The following is an 18,220-nucleotide window of genomic DNA, read 5'->3' on the forward strand; positions in this document are numbered from 1 at the left end:
CCCGTGCCGCTGCCTTGGGGAGGGCCGTCGTGCCTTGCGCGGGTCGCCCGTGCCGCTGCCTTGGGGAGGGCCGTCGTGCCTTGCGCGGGTCGCCCGTGCCGCTGCCTTGGGGAGGGCCGTCGTGCCTTGCGCGGGTCGCCCGCACCACTGCCCCGGGAGTGCCGCCGCGCCTCGCGACGCGCAGCGGGGTGTCAGGGTCGGCATCGGTGCTGGACGACCGGCATGCCCGGGGGCCGGATGGCCTCCGCCCATGTCCGTGGGGAACCCGTTGTCCCGGGGCGCGCGGCGGCCGTCGCGGCGGTGCCCCTCGTCGACGAGGCCCGCCTCGGCCTCGTCGACCGGGAGGTACGGCGGCTGATCGACGAGGGCGGGGACTTCGTAGGCCGAGGGGCACCATGCGACGCCGGCGGTGGGGCCTCATAGGCCGGCGGCGGGGCCTCATCGGCCGAGGGCGGGACTCGTAGGTCGAGGAGGGAAGGGCTCGCGGACCGGCCAGGGGCAGGAATCCCGGCCCGGCACTGGCGCGACCCTCAGCCACGGCCCTCCGCGCGCAGCCCCCGGCACCCCATCACCCCCGCCCCCACCGCCACCACCGTCAGAACCCCCGCGCACGCCCCCATCACGTCCCACGGCACCACCAGCCCCGCCGGTGCCGAGAGCCGCGCGAGGCCCGCGCTCAGGCCGCCCAGGCCGACCAGCGTCACCGCGAGGCCGAGCACCGCGCCCACCGCCACGGCGAGGACCGCCTCGGCGGCCACCACGAGCCGTATCTGGCCGGGCGCGGCACCGAGGAGGCGCAGCGAGCGCAGTTCGGGGGCCCGTACGGGTGCCGTCATCAGCTGGGTGCTCGCCAGCGAGATCGCCGTGTACGCGAGGCAGAGCGCGAGCAGCATGCGCAGGCCGAGGCGCGTCTGGGGCTTCACGCCGGGGTGCTCGGCGGCCAGCCACTGCCCGGCCGTGCGCACCTGCCCGCCGGTCGTCCGCAGGGCCGCCGCGACGGCCGTGCGGTCGGCGCCGTCCCGCAGGCGTACGTCGACGCGGTCGAGCGGGGCGGAGGGGGCGTTGCGGGCCGTCACGTACGCCCCGTTGTCGCCCGTGCCGCGCGCGAGGACCGCCGCGATCCGCAGCCGCGCCCGACGGCCGTCGCCGAGCCACACGTCGACGTGCTCGCCGACGCGGTGCCGCTGCCACTCCTCGTTGACGACGATCGAGCGGTCGTCGAGCCGGCGTACGTCACCGGCGACCACGGGCAGCCGGTGCGTCGCCGCGAACGCCGCCGGGTCGGTCACGGCGCGCGCCTCGGCGCGCAGGAGCGCGGTGTCGTCGTCCTCGCGTACGAAGACGGCGGTGCTCGCCGACGCGGCCACCGTCGCCCGGGGGATCCGTCCCGGCTGCCTCAAGTCGTCGCCGGTGACGACGAGGTGGGCGGCGGTACGTTCCCTCGCCTCGGTCGCCTTCGACGCGCCCACCGTCGCGGCCGAGCCGAGCAGGCAGCCCGCCGTGGCGACGGTGACGAGGACGGGGGCGGCGACGGCGGCGGTGCGGCGCACGGAACCGGCGGCGTTGGCGCGGGCGAGGCGGGCGAGGGTGAGGGCTGCTGCGGGGTGGGACTTCGGTCGGGAGGGGCGGTGGGCCGGGAGTGGGTGCCGCCGGGCCAGGAACGCCGGGCGCCGCACCAAGAACGCCGGGCGCCGGAACACGGCGACCACGTGCCGTACGAGCAGGGGCGCCAGCGCCGCCACCCCCGTCGACAGGATCATCGGCTGCGTCACGTACGTCTTGCGCTTCAGGAGCTCCGACGGCTCCGTCCACAGCGTCCACGCGAGCAGCCCCACCCCGCCCGCGAGCAGCGCGGTGCCCACGACGCGGCGGCCGAGCGGCATCACGCCGGTGTCGAGGGACGCCTCGCGCAGCGCCTCCACGGGGCTCACCCGGCCCGCCCGGCGCGCCGCGCTCCACGACCCGGCGAGGGCCACGAGCAGGCCGGTCCAGAAGGCGAGTTGGTACGGCCACCAGGTCCAGGCGAAACCTGTGGGGCCGCCGTCGACGGTGAACCACGGCGGCGCCACCTCCGTGTCGACCAGCGTCCGCGCGAGGACCGGCGCCGCGCACGCCCCGCCCGCGCACCCGGCCGCCGATGCCGCCGCGCCCAGGGCCAGGGCCTCGGCGAGCAGCCACCGCCGTACCTGCCCCCGGCTCGCCCCGGCCGCCCGGAGCAGCCCGAACTCGCGCCGCCGCAGCGCCACCACGAACGCGAACGTCGACGCGGTCACGAACACCGACACGAAGGCGGCGACCCCGCCCGCCGTGCCGAGGAACGCGTTCACGGCGACCAGTGCCCGTGCGTCCCGTTCGGTGTCCGGGTCGACCTGGCGGCGGTCGGCGCCGGTCAGGACGCGGGCGCCGGTGCCGGACGCGGCGACGACGGCGCGCACCCGGGCGGCGGGGGCGTCGAGGCCGACGGCGTCCGGTGCCGTACGGTCTGTACGGGTCTGACCGGCTGTGCGGGTCTGACCGGCTGTTCGGAGCTGGCCGAGGCGGCGCAGTTCGCGCAGCAGTTCGTTGTCCACAGGGTGTGGATGAGCGAGCTTCTTCGTGACGTGGCGGATCTCGGGCCCTCGCCGCACCGGCACGGTCAGCGTGTCCCGGCCCGCCACCACCACCGGCGAATCGGCGAACCGCACCGGCTCCCGCTCCGGGGCGCGCAGGCTCGCCGCGAGCCCCACCCCCGTCGCGGCGATCAGGGCCACCCCGAGGGCGACGGCGACGAAGGCACCCAGAAATCCGGCCCACCGGGCCCGTAGCGACGCAAGAACCATGCCCCGAGCCAACCGCGCCGGGGCCCCGCGCTCACGACCACTGGCGGGCGGGTCGAAGGTAGGGCCAGGCCTACCCTTAGGGGTATGGATTCGGTGATCGACAGGGCGTTCGCGGCGGCGCTGTACGGGGCGGACGCGGGGGTCGGTCGGGCCGAGGGGGCCGGGCGGGGTGAGGGTGCGGGGCGCGCCAACCGCACCGGCCGCGCCAACCGCCACGCCCACGCCGACGAAGGCCTCGACACCGGCGCGTCCCTCCTCGCCGCCGACCCCTCCACCGACGCCGAACTCGCCGCGCGCGGCGAGGAGTTGCTGCGGCGGGCCTGGGAGCGCGGCTGGCAGCCCGCCGACGTCCTGCGCCTGGTCCGGCGCGACCTCGACGAGCCCCACGTACGCCTCGCCGCCACCCTGATCCGCGCCGAGACCCTCCGCTACGCCCCCGGCCTGCTGCCCGCCCGCTGGCCCGCGCAGCTCGCTGCCCTCGACGCCCACGAACCCTGGCGGGGGCCCGACCGCTTCACGCACGCCACCGCCGTACTCGCCCTCTACCGCCTGCTGCTCCGGCTGCCCCCGATCGAGCCCGTCGGTCCGGCGCCCGGCACCCCCCTGCACGTACCGCCGCCGCACCGCGACGACGAGCCGCGCGCCCTCACCCGCATCCGCGCCCTGCTCGCCAAGGCCGAGGCGACCGGCTACCCGCAGGAGGCGGAGGCGCTGACCGCGAAGGCGCAGGAGCTGATGGCGCGGCACAGCGTCGACGAGGCGCTGCTCGCCGCCCGTACGCACCGCCCGGACGCGCCCGGTGCCTGCCGCATCGGTGTCGACGCCCCGTACGAGACCGCCAAGGCGATCCTCCTCGACGCCGTCGCCGCCGCGAACCGCTGCCGCGCGGTGTGGAACGAGGCCCTCGGCTTCTCCACCGTCGTCGGCTTCGAAGCCGACCTGGAGGTGGTGGAGCTGCTGCACACCTCCCTCCTCGTGCAGGGCCTCGCCGCCATGACGACGGCGGAGGCCGGGCAGCGCGCGGGCGGGCGCAAGCGCACCAAGACGTTCCGGCAGGCCTTCTGGATGGCGTACGCCCAGCGCGTCGGCGCCCGCCTCGAAGCGGCCGCCGCGCCCGTCACCCACGAAGAGGCCGGTGGGGGCGGGGCGCTGCTTCCTGTCCTCGCCGCGCGGGACGTCGCGGTCGCCGACCGGACGGAGCGGATGTTCCCGGAGACGACCACCACGCGGGTACGCGGCGTGCGGGACGGCGCGGGCTGGGCCGAGGGGGCCGCGGCGGCCACCAACGCCAGCCTGCACACGCGTGTGAGACTTCCTGGGAGGCAAGGGTGAGGCAGGAGTGACCGGAGGAGGGGGCGCAGGGTGAGCGTGAGCATGCGTATCGGAGAGCTGTCGGAGCGCACCGGCACGCCGCGCAGGCTGCTGCGCTACTACGAGGAGCAGGGGCTGATCGTCGCCGATCGGGCGGCCAACGGCTATCGCGTGTACGACGAGGCCTGCGTCGACCGTGTGCTGCAGATCCGGGGCCTCCTCGACGCCGGGCTGCCCACGCGGCTCATCAAGCAGATCCTGCCCTGCCTGGACAAGCCCCGGGTCATCCACTTCCCGGACGCCACGCCGGAGATGCTGGCCACGTTGGAGCGGGAGCGGGACAGCATGACGCGGCGGGTGGAGTGCCTGACCCGGAACCGGGACGCGATCGAGGAGTACCTGGACGCGGTTCGCGCGCGGCGCCACGAGGACCAGCCCGCCTGACCCGTCCGGCCTCCGCCCCGTCCGAGCCCCCTGGCCGTCCGGCCTCCCGCCGCCGCCCTGCGCAGCTCACCGCACTGCCCCCTGCGGCTCCCCCTGCGCCCTCCCCAGCCCGCCGCTCCGCGGCGGCCTCTCCCACCCACCCGCCCGTGACTGTCGACCGTGGCGCACTCTCGGCGGCAGCCGTGTGCCTGGGTCCCGTCGTCCCCGGGGCGTGCTCTCGCGCGTCCGTTGCTGTCGGACGTGGCGCGCCCTCGGCGGCAGCAGCCCACTGCCCGTGACAGTCCCCCTCGGACACCTCACTCACTCCCACCGACGAACCCCCCCAAACACCCCCACCCCACCCCAAACCGCCAATCCCCCGTACGATCGCACCGTGACCTGGTGGCGGGCCCTGCGGCAGACGGCGCGTTCGGGGCTCGCTGTGGAGCGGACTCGGCTCGAACCGCTGGTCGCCCTGCGGGGGGCCGTCGGGCTGGCGATCGTGATCGGGGCGAGCCTCGCCCTGTTCGGGCCCGCCGTCGCCGCCAGCTCGGCCTTCGGCGCGTTCCAGGCCGCCATCGCCACCTTCCAGCGCAGTTGGCGCCCCCGCCCCGAGCTCGCCATCGCCTCCGGCACCAGCCTCGCGATCTCCACCTTCCTCGGCTACCTCACCGGCAGCCACCTCCTCCTCTTCCTCGCCCTCCTCGCCCTGTGGACCTTCCTGGCGGGCCTGAGCTGGGCGGCGGGCCCGACCATCGGCCTGATCGCCACCTCCAACGTGGCGATCATGCTGGTCACGATCACCCTGCCCACGTCCGTCGCCGCCGCGGCCGGGCACGCCGCGATGATGGTCGTGGGCGGCGCCGTCCAGGCGGCCCTGGTGATCGTCTTCCCGGTACGCCGCTGGGGCGCCCACCGCGACGCCCTCGCCGACGCCCTGGCCGCCGAGGCGGACTACGCGCGCCGCCTGCGCCACGACCCGGTGGCGCCCTTCGACCCGGCCCCGCTGATGACGGCCCGCGCCGCCGCCCACATCACCCCGCGCCAGGCCCGCACCCGCCCCGCCGAACTCCACGGCGCCCGCGGCCTCGCCGAACGCATCCGGCCCGTCCTCGCGTCCCTGGCCGACCCGGCCCTCGGCGCCCCGGCGGAGGGCCCCGAACGCGACCGGGTCCGCGAACTCCTCGCCGCCGCGGGCGCCATCCTCGACGCGGCCGCCCGCGCCATCCGCCACGGCACCCCGGTGGACCTCCCCCCGGCGGCGATCTCCACGTTCCGCACCCCCGACACGGGCGCCATCCTCAAGGGCCCACCCCAGAGAGCGGCAACCCGCCTGGGCACCCTCCTGAGAGACGTGGTGGAGGTGGCAACAGGCACGACGACACCACCCACCCTCCCGACCTCCACCCCTGGTCCCACCTCTGCGCCGACCTCTGCTCCGGACGCCCCCACTACTCCAGCCGCCCCGGACGCCCCCACTACTCCAGCCGCCCCGGACGCCCCCACTACTCCAGCCGCCCCGGACGCCCCCACTACTCCAGCCGCCCCGGACGCCCCCACTACTCCAGCCGCCCCGGACGCCCTCACCACTCCAGCCGCCCCGGACGCCCCCACTACTCCAGCCGCCCCGGACGCCCTCACCACTCCAGCCGCCCCGAACACCCCCACCACTCCAGCCGCCCCGAACACCCCCACCACTCCGGCTGGCCCCGCTGCCCCAGCCGTGACCGACGGCCCCCTCGTCCGCCCAGGCCTGGCGGCCCTGGCCCCCGCCGCCGCCAAGGCCATGCGCGCCGACCTGAACCCCCGCTCCCCGGTGACCCGCCACGCCCTGCGCGTCACGACGGTCACCGTGGCGGGCTACGCGGCCGGCACCTTCCTGCCGCTGGGCCACGGCTACTGGGCCCCCATGGCCGCCGTCATGGTCATGCGCCCCGACTTCTCCCAGACGTACGCCCGCGCGGTCGCCCGCTTCGGCGGCACCCTCGTGGGCGTCGCCCTGGCCACCGCCCTGGTCCAGCTGGCCCACCCGGGCACGTACCTCTCGGGCGCCCTCGCCGCGGCCAGCGCGGGCCTGATGTACCTCCTGATGCGTACGGGCCAGGTCGCCGCCCAGGCCTGCGTCGCCGCGTACGTGGTCTTCCTCCTCGGCATGGGCGGCGAGCAGTGGACCCAGACCGTCCCGGAACGCGTCGTCCTCACCCTCATCGGCGGCGTCCTCGCCATGTCGGCGTACGCCCTGTACCCCGCCTGGGAGACCCCCCGCCTGCGCACCCGCCTCGCCGACTGGCTCACGGCGAACGGCCGTTACGCCGCGGCCGTCGTCGCCCACTACGCCGACCCCGCGGGCAAGAACTGCCCCGACGTCCGCACGGCCCTCCTCGCCGCCCGCGCCGCCCGCGCCTCCTGGCAGGAGGCCCGTGAGCGCGCCGAACACGAACCCGTTCGCCACCGCGGCCTCTCCCGCGCCGCGGCCGCCGACGCCGAGCAGGCCCTGTCCCAACTCGGCCGTGTCGCCATGCTTCTGGAGGCCCACCTCCCCGACCGCGGCACGCCCCCGGTCCCGGCCGCCGCGGCCCTCGCGGACGCCCTGCGCACCGCGACCGAGCGGGGCGCCCAGGCCGTGCGCGAACGCCGCGTACCGGAGTGGGGCCCCGTCCGCGACGCCCTCGACGCCTGGGAGTCGGGCGACGCCCCCGACCGCGTCGTCCGCCGCGGCGGCACCCTCCTCCTGCGCGCCCTCGCCGACCTCTCCGACGCCCTGGACACCGCACCCCCGCCGATGCTGGTCGACGGCACCGACACCAACGTACGGAAGACAGGGACAGGGGCGGGGGCGGAGGCGGGGGTGGAGGCCGGGGTGGAGTCGAAGGGGGAGGCGGAGTCCGGGAACGCCGACGGGCCGCGGGGTCCCGAGGACCCCACGACCCGCTGAAGCGTCGGCTGCCGCGCCCCGCTACGACTTCGGAATGTCCGCCGTGGGCAGCCCCTCCGGCAGCTTCCCGCCCTTCGTACGCAGGAACTCGTCCTTGCCGAAGCCCTCCCAGGTGATCTTCAGCGTCTTGCCGTCGACGGAGTCGATCCGCCCCTTGGTGCGGTCCATGTCCCCGTCGGCGCACTTCAGCTTGATCGTCTGGTCCCCGCCGACCGCGGCGAAGCCGTTGCACACGTGCTCGCCGACCAGCGTCGCGCGGTTGTCGGTGATCACAAGGGCGACCGGCTTGCCGCCGGTCGTGGCGACCCAGCTGCCCTCCAGGTCCTTGCCCGAGGCGCCCGCGCCGTCGGAGCCGGAGTCGTCGTCGGAGCCGCCCGGCGTCTTGGAGGCGCTGTCCGACGCCCCCTTGTCCTTGCCCTTGTCGCCGTCGCCCTTGTCGTCGCCGTCGCTGCTGCAACCGGTCAGGACGAGCGCGGCGGCGAGCGAGGCCACCGCGGCGCCGATCGTCGTGCTGCGGACACGCGTGTGCACTGAAGTCCCCCTTGTGGAGCCGTGTTCCGGGCCGTGGCCCGTCGAATCGCGCGCCAAGCTACCAGGAGGATTTGCGGACGCCGGGCAGGAATCCCGCGTGGGCCTGCGCACGCAGCCGCACCCTGGAGAGCCCGAACGTGCCTACGTATCCGCGGGGACGCCCGTCCACGCTGTCGCGGTTGCGCACCCGCGTGGCGCTCGCGTCCCGGGGCTGGCGGTCCAATTCCCGCCGGGCGGCGAGCCGTTCGGCGTCCGGTGTGTCCGGGCGCCGGATGATCTCCTTCAGCTCGGCCCGCCGCGCCGCGTACCGCGCGACGATCGCGCGCCGCTGCTCGTTCTTCGCGATCTTGCTCTTCTTGGCCATCAGACCTTCACCCCGCGCGCACGGATCCTGGCCACGGCGGCCTCGATCCCGATGGTGTCGACGGTCTTGATCCCCTTGGCGCTCAGCCGCAGGCGCACGTACCTGCCCTCGCTGGGCAGCCAGTAGCGCTTGCGCTGGATGTTCGCGTCGAAGCGGCGCGGGGTGCGCCGGTGCGAGTGCGAGATGTGGTTGCCGAACCCGGGCTTCGCGCCGGTGAGCTGGCAGTGGGCGGACATGGTGACGCACCTCTCGGTCGGATTCGCTCCCGTCCATTTGGAAACGGGATTCATTTTCATATACTAGCCGTCATGGCTCGCAACGAACTCCGCCCCGTCATCAAGCTCCGGTCCACGGCCGGAACGGGATACACGTACGTGACCCGCAAGAACCGCCGGAACAACCCCGACCGCCTGACCCTGCGCAAGTACGACCCGGTGGCCGGCCGGCACGTCGACTTCCGAGAGGAGCGCTGATCCCCGTGCGCGACGGCATCCACCCGCCGTACGGCCCCGTCGTCTTCCGCGACAAGGCCGCGAACTTCGCCTTCCTCACCCGGTCCACGGCGACCAGTGAGAAGACGGTCGTCTGGGAGGACGGCCGCACCTATCCCGTCATCGACGTCGAGGTCTCCTCCGCGAGCCACCCCTTCTACACGGGCCAGCAGCGCGTCCTGGACACCGCGGGCCGCGTCGAGCGCTTCGAGCGGCGCTACGGCGGCGGTCGCTGATGGGCGCCCCCGGGCCCGGCGGCTCCGGCCGCCCCTACGGCACCCCCTGCCGCATGGACGTCGCCGTCGTCGCGGGCCTGCACACCGAGGCCCGCGCCGCCGCCGTCGACCGGCTGCTCGCCACCGTGCCGGACAGCGTCGCCCTGCACCACGACCTGTCCACCGCCGCGTACGGCACCGTGACCCGGACCGTCCGCGACGCGAGCGGAACCCTGTCCACCGGCGAGGCGCCGCTGGTCAACGACTGCGCCTGCTGCGCCCTTCGCGAGGACCTCGTGCCCGAGCTCGAACGGCTCGCGGCGAGCGGCCTGACGCGGCTCGCCGTCGTCGAACTGTGGGACTCCGTCGAGCCGAAGGCGATGGCCGAGGTCATCGCCGGGCACGGCTCCGACGCGCTGCGCCTGAGCGGCGTGCTCACCGCCGTCGACCCGAGCCTGCTGCTGCCCTGCCTCAGCAACGGCGACGACCTCGCCGACGCCGGGATCGCCGCGGCCGCCTCCGACCAGCGCACCGTCGCCGACACCTGGGCACGCCAGCTGGAGTACGCCCCCGTGCTCGCCGTCCTGGAGCCCGAGGGTGCCGATGCGGCGGACCGCGCGCTGCTCGCCCAGCTCCATCCGACGGCCCGCCAGGTCCCGATCGGCCACGGCGACCTGGCGGGCGCCGCACTCGGCGGCTTCGACGTCCAGGCGGCGGCCGCGGCCCAGCACCCGGCCTGCGCGCTGCTGCCCGCGGAGGCCGACGAGAGCGGGGTCGGCACGTTCGTGTGGCACCGCGAACGGCCCTTCCACCCGGAGCGGCTCTTCGCCGCCCTGGAGGACCTGACCTGCGCCGCCGCCCGCAGCCGCGGCCGCTTCTGGCTCGCCGACCGGCCCGACACGCTGCTCGCCTGGGACGCGGCGGGCGGCGCGCTGTGCGTGGAGAACGCGGGGCCGTGGCTGGCCTCGCTGCCGGACGCGGCCTGGGAGATGGTGCCGCCGGTGCGCCGGGCCGCCGCCGCCCTCGACTGGCACCCCGAGCACGGGGACTGCTGCCAGCACCTGGTCTTCACCTCGCCCGGCCTCGACCGCGACGGGCTCGCCGAGGTCCTGGAGTCCTGCCTGCTCACGGACGAGGAGTACGCCGCCGGGCGCGCCGCCTGGAAGACCCTCACCCCCGCCTTCGACGCCCTCCTGGAGGTCTGACGTTGTCCCCCGCACCGTCCTCGCCGTCCTCGCGGTCCACGCGCCGCGCAGACCGGGGCAAGCCCCTCAAGTCCCGCCCCAACCCCCTGGATCAGGCCGGAATCACGTACATCGACTACAAGGACACCGACCTGCTGCGGAAGTTCATCTCCGACCGGGGCAAGATCCGCAGCCGTCGGGTCACCCGGGTGACTGTGCGGCAGCAACGGCAACTGGCCAAGGCCATCAAGAACGCCCGCGAGATGGCGCTGCTTCCGCCCGCGTCACGCTGAAGCGGAGGGGTGGCGTCCGCTGGGCCGGACGGTGACATCCGCTGGGCCGGACGGTGGCGCCCGCTGGACCGGAGGGTGATGTCCCGCAGTGGCGGGGGCCTGTTGCCGGGCCCACCGGGTGTCGGACCGCCGCCCCGCGCCGCCCTTTCGCCCCTGTTTGCACACGTACCGGCCGCGTCTTCGGCCAAAAATGCAGCCGTTTCGCTTCCCATGGCGTCTGTTCTCAGTGCACGAGGTATTCGATCCGGACAACCCGGCGCGGAACTTGGCGCGGAAGATCATGGACGGGGGCCGTCGTTCGCATGTCATGCGGGCACTGGGGAAGCGGCGGAGGGGCTGTAACCAGCTCACCACGGCGCGTGCACGTGCATCTGCCCATGCATTGGCACATGAACACGGCTATGATCCGGGACAGTTGACGGCTACAACGACAGCCACGGCACCACCGGGGAGCGACCTGTGCACCACGTGTTCAACGGCATGGCGGCCACGGATCTTCACGGGGTGGTCTGGCAGAAGAGCAGGCACAGCAATTCGCAGGGCGCCTGCGTGGAGTTCGCGAGACTGCCGGGCGGCGACGTGGCCGTCCGCAACTCGCGGTTTCCCGAGGGCCCCGCGCTCGTCTACACGCGCGCCGAGATCGAGGCCATGCTGCTCGGCATGAAGGACGGCGAGTTCGACGACCTGATCGGCGGCTGACCACCGCCGGACCTGCTCAGCGGCCGACCACCGCCGAGCAGGGCGCCGTGACGCGTCGCGGGACAGAGGAGACGGGGGTGGGCTGTTCCCCTGGCGCTACGCCAGTTGGAACAGCGCCCACACCACCTTGCCGTTCAGCGCGCCCGCGAGCGGGTGCCAGCCCCAGCCGTCGCTGAACGAGTCCACCAGGAACAGCCCGCGGCCCGACTCCGCGGAGAAGTCGTCCTCCGCCTCCTCGCGCGCGACCGGACTGTCGTCGCTGGGGTCCCGCACCGCGCACACCAGCCGTGAGGTCCAGCGCATCATGTGCAGCCGCACGGGCGCGTCCTCGGTGGCGCCGACCGGACACGCGGCACGCGGGGTGTCCGCGGGCAGCGCGTGCCGAAGGGCGTTGGTGACGAGTTCGGAGACGACGAGCGCGATGTCGTCGAAGCGCTCCTCCAGTTCCCAGGACACGAGTGTCTTGCGGGTGAACTGCCGGGCGCTGCCCACGGCTTCGTACCGGGCGGGAAGAGCGCAGGAGGCCGCACTGGAGACCGCGGAGGGGTCGAGCGGAGGAAGGCCCTGCCGTAACGGCTCGAGCATGGTCGATCCATTCGTCCCCATGCGAGGCACTCCCCGGTTTTCGCGGTTCGCGGTACAAAGCGATGAAGCGGTGGCGCGGTCGGTACAGCCGGGCGGCACAGCGATGGCGCAGCGGTGACGCGCGGACCATGGTTCCGAATGCGTACAGCAGATGCAAGGGCAGATGCACGTGCACGCGCCGGACTTGACCATTCCTAGGCTGCTTCTTGCCTATTTCTTCCTACGACTTCTTGTGCAGACCTTCCGGAGGCTTTCCCTTTCCGTAACCGAACGAGTACGGCCTGAAGCGTTTAATGGCAGACTGCGGGTCTCACACCTTGGGGAGGACTGAGCGAAGTGACCGCTGGGGAGTCGAGCGGCTCGGTGGTACGGCGCATCCTGCTGGGCTCACAACTGAGGCGCCTGAGGGAGTCGCGGGGCATCACCCGTGAGGCGGCGGGCTACTCGATCCGCGCTTCCGAATCGAAGATCAGCCGCATGGAGTTGGGACGGGTGAGCTTCAAGTCGAGGGACGTCGAGGACCTCCTCACGCTCTATGGCGTCATGGACGAGGCCGAGCGCAACGCTCTCCTCTCACTCGCCAAGGAGGCCAACCTGACGGGCTGGTGGCACAGTTACTCCGACGTTCTGCCCGGCTGGTTCCAGACATACATCGGCCTGGAGGGCGCCGCCTCCCTCATCCGTGTCTATGAAGTCCAGTTCATCAACGGCCTGTTGCAGACCGAGGCGTACGCCCACGCGGTCGTCGAGCGCGGCATGAAGGCCGCCGCCGCAGGCAAGGCGGGTTCAGGCGGCCGTGGCGGCCGGATCAACCAGGCGGACGTCGACCGGCGGGTGGCCCTGCGCCTGGAGCGCCAGAAGCTGCTCGTGTCCGAGCGCGCGCCGCGCTTCCAGTGCGTCCTCGACGAGGCTGCGCTGCGACGGCCGTACGGCGACCGGGAAGTGATGCGCGGTCAGATCCAGCACCTGATCGACATCTCCGAGCGCCCGAACGTGACGCTGCAGGTCATGCCGTTCACCTTCGGCGGACACGCGGGCGAGTCCGGGGCGTTCACGATGCTCAGCTTCCCCGAGTCCGATCTGTCGGACGTGGTCTATCTGGAGCAGCTCACCGGCGCCCTGTATCTGGACAAGCGCGAAGAAGTCGCCCAGTACGAACGCGTGATGGCCGAGCTGCGGGAGGACTGTCCGAATCCGGCCGACAGCCGTGACCTTCTCCGTGGTCTACTCCAACTGACGTGAATCGTCAGTAGTATGACGTGAAATTAGGTGTCTGCTCTCTGCGGCAAGGGGTCTCGCGTCATGTCCTTCTTCACCGATCTGGCTCACCAGTACATCGACGGTGAGTGGAAGGCCGGCTCCGGTTCCTGGGACATCATCGACTTCAATCCGTACAACGGGGAGAAGCTGGCGTCGATCACCGTCGCCACGGCGGACGAGGTCGACCAGGCCTACCGAGCGGCGCAGCGCGCCCAGGAGGCATGGGGCGCGACCAACCCCTATGCCCGGCGCACCGTCTTCGAGCGCGTCCTGCGCATCATCGAGGACCGCGAGGCGGAGATCACCGAGGCGATCGTCGACGAACTCGGCGGCACGCTCGTCAAGGCCGGTTTCGAACTGCATCTGGCCAAGGAGTTCCTGCGCGAGGCGATACATCTCGCGCTCGCCCCGCAGGGCCGCATGCTCCCCTCGCCCGACGACACCAAGGAGAACCGCCTCTACCGCGTCCCGGTGGGCGTCGTCGGCGTCATCAGCCCCTTCAACTTCCCCTTCCTGCTCTCGATCAAGTCGGTCGCCCCGGCCATCGCGCTCGGCAACGCCGTCGTCCTGAAGCCGCACCAGAACGCGCCGGTGCTCGGCGGCAGCCTGATCGCGAAGATCTTCGAGGACGCCGGGCTGCCCCCGGGCGTCCTGAACGTCGTCATCACGGACATAGCCGAGATCGGCGACGCGCTCATCGACCACCCGGTCCCCGGCGCCATCTCCTTCACCGGCTCCGACGCCGTCGGCCGCCACGTCGCCACCGTCTGCGCCCAGACCTTCAAGCGCTGCATCCTCGAACTCGGCGGCAACAGCGCCCTGATCGTCCTGGACGACGCGGACGTGGACTACGCCGTGGACGCGGCCGTCTTCAGCCGCTTCGTCCACCAGGGCCAGGTCTGCATGGCCGCGAACCGCATCCTCGTGGACCGCTCCGTCGAGGCCGAGTTCACCGAGAAGTTCGTCGCCAAGGTCAAGTCCCTGAAGGTCGGCGACCCGGCGTCCCCCGAGACCCACATCGGCCCGCTCATCAACTCCTCGCAGGCCGACGGGGTGTCGTCGCTCGTCACACAGGCCGTCCAGGCCGGCGCCAAGGCCCTGCTGCACGGCCGCACCGAGGGCAACCTGGTCGCGCCCTCCATCCTCACCGATCTCCCCGAGGACGCCCCCGTGCTGCGCCAGGAGATCTTCGGCCCGGTCGCCCTCATCCTGCCCTTCGACGGCGAGGACGAGGCCGTCCGCATCGCCAACGACACTCCGTACGGCCTGAGCGGCGCCGTCCACACCGCCGACGTCGAGCGCGGCGTCCGGCTCGCCCACCGCATCAACAGCGGCATGATCCACATCAACGACGGCACGGTCCACGACGAGCCGATCGTGCCCTTCGGCGGCGAGAAGCACTCGGGCGTCGGCCGCCTCAACGGTGACGCGACGATCGAGGCGTTCACGACGCACAAGTGGATCTCGGTGCAGCACGGGCGCTCGCGCTTCCCGTTCTGACCGAGGCGCTAGTCGTCGGTCGGCGGTCCTGGATCGCCGATCACCGGCCGTCGATCATCGGCTGTCGAACACCGGCCGTCGGTCGCCGGCCGCCGATCACCGGATGCCGGTCGCGAAAAATTCTCCGCATCTCCCGGGCCATTGCGGACAGCACCTGTCCGCAATGGCCCGTAGTTTCTGTGGTGTCGGACAGGCCGACGGCCCGGCAGGGCGAAGAGAGGCGGACACCATGGTCACCCACGTCAACGCGGAAGCTCCCGGCGACGAGCGCGGCGCACTCATCGCCTTCGTCGAGGCGCAGCGCGGCGGCATCCGCCGCTCGGTGCTCGGCCTCAGCGACGAGCAGGCGTCCGGCCGGCCGAGCGCCAGCGAGCTGAACCTCGCGGGCCTGGTCAAGCACGTCGCCGAGACCGAGCTGAACTGGCTGCGCCTGGCCCAGCAGAAGCCCAACGAGCGCCAGCGCACCGAGGAGACCTGGGGCGACAGCTTCCGCCTCGTCGAGGGCGAGACGCTCGCCGACGTCCTCGCGTTCTGGGCCGGGGTGGCCGCGGAGACGGACGCGTTCATCCGCGCGGTGCCGAGCCTGGACGACACCTTCCCGCTGCCGGACCAGCCCTGGTTCCCGGACGACGGCGCCGTGTCGATGCGCTGGCTGATGCTGCACCTGGTCGAGGAGATCGGGCGGCACGCCGGGCACGCCGACATCATCAGGGAGTCGTTGGACGGCAAGACGGCTTTCGAGCTGGTGGCGATGGACCAGGGATACGCTAGTCAAAGTTGATTGGCTGTCTCGGAGAGGTGTGGTGAATGTCGGCGATCCGGCTGCTGGTCCTGGGGGCCGTCCGTCAGCACGGGCGGGCCCACGGCTACCAGGTCCGCAACGACTTGGAGTACTGGGGCGCCCACGAGTGGTCCAACGCCAAGCCGGGCTCGATCTACCACGCCTTGAAGCAGATGGCGAAGCAAGGCCTGCTGTACGAGCACGAGACCGCGCCGTCCACGGCCGGGGGCCCGCCGCGCACCGAGTACGAGATGACGGAGAAGGGCACGGAGGAGTTCCTCGACCTGCTCCGTGAGGCGCTGGTCTCGACGTACAACCAGAAGCCCGACATGCTCTCGGCCGCGGTGGGCCTGATGGTCGACCTGCCGCGCGCGGAGGTGATCGACCTGCTTGAGCGGCGGATCCGTGGTCTCGGTGACTGGCGCGCGTCCGTCACCGAGTACTACACCCCCGAGGACGGGCCCGAGCAGCTCGGCCACATCGGCGAGATCATGAACCTCTGGCTGCATCAGGCCGACGCGGGCGCCACGTGGACGCGCGGCCTGATCGAGCGCATCGAGGGCGGCGCGTACACCTTCGCCGGTGAGGGTGAGCCGTTCGTCGGGGTGCTCGCGGAGGGCGAGGAGAACCCGTTCGCGACGGGGGAGCGGCACGCGGGCGACGACGCCTGAGCGCGACGACACCTGGGCACGGTGGGCCTGGGTGCGGCGACGTCCGAGCGTGGCGGTGCCTCTCGGGAGACAAGAAAATTTCTGACTAATCAAGTTTGACGAATCCAGAAGCGGGCAGTACCTTCGAGGCCCGCAAGGTAGTCAAGCTTGACTACTTGCGTGGGCTGGGCAGTGGTGAACCCCGGAAGGAGTCGGATGACGGACGCGATCGTCGTCGAAGGCGCACGGAAACGGTACGGCGAGAAGCGGGCCCTGGACGGGCTCGACCTGGTGGCGGCGCGCGGCACGGTGCACGGCGTGCTCGGGCCGAACGGCGCGGGCAAGACCACGGCGGTGCGGATCATGGCCACGCTGCTCCGGGTGGACGAGGGGCGCGTGGAGATCGCCGGGTACGACGCGGGGCGGCAGGCGCACGAGGTGCGCCGCCGCATCGGCCTGCTCGGCCAGCACGCGGCCGTCGACGAGGAGCTGAGCGGCCACCAGAACCTGGAGATGTTCGGCCGCCTCTACCACCTGGGCGCACGCCACGCGCGCGTGCGGGCCGACGAGCTCCTCGACCGCTTCGGCCTCGCGGACACCGGCCGCAAGGCGGTCAAGCAGTACAGCGGCGGCATGCGGCGCCGCCTGGACCTCGCCGCCTCGCTGATCACGGAACCGGAGGTGTTGTTCCTGGACGAGCCGACGACGGGCCTCGACCCGCGCGGCCGCGCCGAGGTGTGGGACGCGGTGCGCTCCCTGGTCGGCGCGGGCACGACGGTCCTCCTGACCACGCAGTACCTCGAAGAGGCCGACCAGCTGGCCGACCGCATCTCCCTCATCGACCACGGCAAGGTCATCGCGGAGGGCACCGCCGACGACCTGAAGGCCCAGCTCGGCGGCGACCGCATCGATGTCGTGGTGCGCGACGCGGCCGAGCTGGTGCGCGCGGCCCGGCTGCTGCCCGGCGCGGCGGACGACGCGACGGTGGACGCCGACCGGCGCCTCGTCAGCGCGCCCGTCATCGACCGCATGGATGCCCTGACCCGGGTCGTACGGGCACTCCAGGAGGCGGGCATCGAGGCCGAGGACATCGCGGTGCGCAGGCCGACCCTGGACGAGGTGTTCCTGCGCCTCACGGGGCGCACGGAGGACCAGGAACGCATGAAGGAGGCCGTGTGAGTACGACAACCGGCGGTACGCCGACAGCGCCGGCCGGGGCGGGCGGCTCCCGGATCGGCTGGGCCCTCACCGACTCCTGGACCATGTCCCGGCGCGAACTCGCCCACTGGGCGCGCCAGCCCGTGCAGGTCGTCGTCGGGCTCGCCTTCCCGGTGATGCTGCTGCTGATGTTCAACTACCTGATCGGCGGCGGCAAGGGCATCCAGGGCGACTACGCCGAGTTCCTGGTGCCCGGCATGTTCGCGCTGACGATGGTCTTCGGTCTGGACGCCACGATGGTCGCCGTCACGACCGACCTCAACAAGGGCGTCATCGACCGCTTCCGGTCCATGCCGATGACCAACGGGGCCGTCCTGGTGGGCCGTTCCGTCGCCGACATGCTTCAGTCCTTCGCGTCCCTCATCGTCATGATGGGCGTCGGGCTCGGCATCGGCTGGCGCTGGCACGGGTCGTTCGCCGGGGTCGTCGGCGCCGTCGGGCTGCTCATGCTCCTGCGGTTCGCCATGCTGTGGCTCGGCATCTACCTCGCCATGGTCGCCGGCAAGCCCGAGCTCGTCGTGGCCGTGCAGATCCTCGTCTGGCCCGTCGGGTTCCTCTCCAACGCCTTCACCGTCCCGCAGAACATGCCCGACTGGCTCGGCGCCGCGGTCGAGTGGAACCCGATGTCCGCGGCCGCCACGGCCGTCCGTGACCTCTTCGGCAACGACCCCGGCGTGACCGGCACGTCCTGGGCCGCCGACCACGCCGAACTCCTCGCGGTGGCCTGGCCCCTGGCCCTGGTGGGCGTGTTCCTGCCGCTGGCGGTACGGAGGTTCGGGGCGCTGAGCAAGTAGGGCGCGGGGCGGCCCTGCGGGGCATTCCCCAACCCCGCCCCTTCCCGAACCCGGGGGCTGCGCCCCCGGCGACCCGCTGATCGGCGCTTCGCGCCTCGTCCTCAATCGCCGGACGGGCTAGATCATGTGCTGCTGTATTTCAGCCCCTCCGGCGTTTGAGGAGCGGG

19 protein-coding genes are annotated in these 18,220 nt (G+C 72.9%); 14 read left to right on the top strand and 5 right to left on the bottom strand.

The window, feature by feature from the left end:
- Nucleotides 1-530: 530 nt before the first annotated feature.
- Entirely contained in the window at nucleotides 531-2,819 is a 2,289-nt protein-coding gene (locus tag ACZ6BG_RS35180) for an FtsX-like permease family protein (protein ID WP_469009290.1), read from the bottom strand.
- Between the two features lie 84 nt (nucleotides 2,820-2,903).
- Here ACZ6BG_RS35180 and ACZ6BG_RS35185 point away from each other — a divergent pair, with 84 nt between their 5' ends.
- The 3 genes from ACZ6BG_RS35185 to ACZ6BG_RS35195 all read left to right on the top strand — a co-directional run bounded on the left by ACZ6BG_RS35185 (nucleotide 2,904) and on the right by ACZ6BG_RS35195 (nucleotide 7,488).
- Nucleotides 2,904-4,151, top strand: a complete 1,248-nt coding sequence (locus tag ACZ6BG_RS35185; protein ID WP_469009294.1) for a DUF2786 domain-containing protein — start codon at nucleotides 2,904-2,906, stop codon at nucleotides 4,149-4,151.
- Between the two features lie 42 nt (nucleotides 4,152-4,193).
- Nucleotides 4,194-4,574: a MerR family transcriptional regulator gene (locus ACZ6BG_RS35190; RefSeq protein ID WP_469009297.1), complete on the top strand. Its 381-nt coding sequence runs from the start codon at nucleotides 4,194-4,196 to the stop codon at nucleotides 4,572-4,574.
- A 373-nt stretch (nucleotides 4,575-4,947) separates the two neighbouring features.
- Nucleotides 4,948-7,488, top strand: coding sequence for an FUSC family protein (locus ACZ6BG_RS35195; RefSeq protein WP_469009301.1), 2,541 nt, complete (start codon nucleotides 4,948-4,950; stop codon nucleotides 7,486-7,488).
- Between the two features lie 21 nt (nucleotides 7,489-7,509).
- Here the strand turns inward: ACZ6BG_RS35195 and ACZ6BG_RS35200 are convergent, their stop codons facing one another.
- From ACZ6BG_RS35200 to rpmB, 3 genes are read right to left on the bottom strand one after another with little or no spacing between them, the layout of a single operon-like run.
- Entirely contained in the window at nucleotides 7,510-8,019 is a 510-nt protein-coding gene (locus ACZ6BG_RS35200; protein WP_469009305.1) for a hypothetical protein, read from the bottom strand.
- 58 nt (nucleotides 8,020-8,077) lie between these two features.
- On the bottom strand, nucleotides 8,078-8,383 hold the full coding sequence (gene rpsN, locus ACZ6BG_RS35205) for a 30S ribosomal protein S14 (protein ID WP_468460127.1): 306 nt from the start codon (nucleotides 8,381-8,383) through the stop codon (nucleotides 8,078-8,080).
- Nucleotides 8,383-8,619 carry a 50S ribosomal protein L28 gene (gene rpmB, locus ACZ6BG_RS35210; protein ID WP_030361076.1) on the bottom strand — a complete coding sequence of 79 codons (237 nt, stop codon included), beginning with the start codon at nucleotides 8,617-8,619 and terminating at the stop codon, nucleotides 8,383-8,385. The genes rpsN and rpmB overlap by 1 nt, the downstream gene beginning before the upstream one ends.
- Before the next feature lie 72 nt (nucleotides 8,620-8,691).
- On the opposite strand from rpmB, the gene rpmG reads away from it, so the two are divergent.
- The 5 genes from rpmG to ACZ6BG_RS35235 all read left to right on the top strand — a co-directional run bounded on the left by rpmG (nucleotide 8,692) and on the right by ACZ6BG_RS35235 (nucleotide 11,265).
- On the top strand, nucleotides 8,692-8,856 hold the full coding sequence (gene rpmG, locus ACZ6BG_RS35215) for a 50S ribosomal protein L33 (RefSeq protein ID WP_016645560.1): 165 nt from the start codon (nucleotides 8,692-8,694) through the stop codon (nucleotides 8,854-8,856).
- A gap of 5 nt (nucleotides 8,857-8,861) precedes the next feature.
- A complete protein-coding gene (locus ACZ6BG_RS35220) occupies nucleotides 8,862-9,110 on the top strand; it encodes a type B 50S ribosomal protein L31 (RefSeq protein WP_289947538.1) in 249 nt (82 codons plus the stop codon).
- A 53-nt stretch (nucleotides 9,111-9,163) separates the two neighbouring features.
- The gene (locus tag ACZ6BG_RS35225; RefSeq protein ID WP_469009530.1) at nucleotides 9,164-10,294 is read left to right on the top strand and encodes a CobW family GTP-binding protein; all 1,131 of its coding nucleotides are present in this window, start codon (nucleotides 9,164-9,166) and stop codon (nucleotides 10,292-10,294) included.
- Between the two features lie 2 nt (nucleotides 10,295-10,296).
- Nucleotides 10,297-10,566 (top strand): 30S ribosomal protein S18, encoded by a 270-nt coding sequence (gene rpsR, locus ACZ6BG_RS35230; RefSeq protein WP_469009317.1) that lies wholly within the window; start codon nucleotides 10,297-10,299, stop codon nucleotides 10,564-10,566.
- Between the two features lie 459 nt (nucleotides 10,567-11,025).
- Nucleotides 11,026-11,265 (top strand): DUF397 domain-containing protein, encoded by a 240-nt coding sequence (locus tag ACZ6BG_RS35235; protein WP_030361071.1) that lies wholly within the window; start codon nucleotides 11,026-11,028, stop codon nucleotides 11,263-11,265.
- 96 nt (nucleotides 11,266-11,361) lie between these two features.
- On the opposite strand, the gene ACZ6BG_RS35240 is transcribed toward ACZ6BG_RS35235, so the two are convergent.
- Nucleotides 11,362-11,871, bottom strand: coding sequence for an ATP-binding protein (locus tag ACZ6BG_RS35240; RefSeq protein ID WP_380842081.1), 510 nt, complete (start codon nucleotides 11,869-11,871; stop codon nucleotides 11,362-11,364).
- Nucleotides 11,872-12,186: 315 nt separating this feature from the next.
- Here ACZ6BG_RS35240 and ACZ6BG_RS35245 point away from each other — a divergent pair, with 315 nt between their 5' ends.
- The 6 genes from ACZ6BG_RS35245 (at nucleotide 12,187) to ACZ6BG_RS35270 (ending at nucleotide 18,053) form a co-directional block, all read left to right on the top strand.
- Complete coding sequence (locus ACZ6BG_RS35245) at nucleotides 12,187-13,092, top strand: helix-turn-helix domain-containing protein (protein ID WP_469009320.1); 906 nt, start codon at nucleotides 12,187-12,189, stop codon at nucleotides 13,090-13,092.
- 60 nt (nucleotides 13,093-13,152) lie between these two features.
- On the top strand, nucleotides 13,153-14,610 hold the full coding sequence (locus ACZ6BG_RS35250; RefSeq protein WP_469009324.1) for an aldehyde dehydrogenase family protein: 1,458 nt from the start codon (nucleotides 13,153-13,155) through the stop codon (nucleotides 14,608-14,610).
- A 229-nt stretch (nucleotides 14,611-14,839) separates the two neighbouring features.
- Nucleotides 14,840-15,391 (top strand): DinB family protein, encoded by a 552-nt coding sequence (locus tag ACZ6BG_RS35255; RefSeq protein WP_469009327.1) that lies wholly within the window; start codon nucleotides 14,840-14,842, stop codon nucleotides 15,389-15,391.
- Between the two features lie 26 nt (nucleotides 15,392-15,417).
- Nucleotides 15,418-16,062 (top strand): PadR family transcriptional regulator, encoded by a 645-nt coding sequence (locus ACZ6BG_RS35260; protein WP_469009329.1) that lies wholly within the window; start codon nucleotides 15,418-15,420, stop codon nucleotides 16,060-16,062.
- A gap of 195 nt (nucleotides 16,063-16,257) precedes the next feature.
- Complete coding sequence (locus ACZ6BG_RS35265) at nucleotides 16,258-17,220, top strand: ATP-binding cassette domain-containing protein (protein WP_469009331.1); 963 nt, start codon at nucleotides 16,258-16,260, stop codon at nucleotides 17,218-17,220.
- Nucleotides 17,217-18,053 (top strand): ABC transporter permease, encoded by an 837-nt coding sequence (locus ACZ6BG_RS35270; RefSeq protein ID WP_469009333.1) that lies wholly within the window; start codon nucleotides 17,217-17,219, stop codon nucleotides 18,051-18,053. The genes ACZ6BG_RS35265 and ACZ6BG_RS35270 overlap by 4 nt, the downstream gene beginning before the upstream one ends.
- The last annotated feature ends 167 nt before the right edge of the window (nucleotides 18,054-18,220 follow it).

This window comes from Streptomyces sp. NPDC041205 (assembly GCF_055591765.1).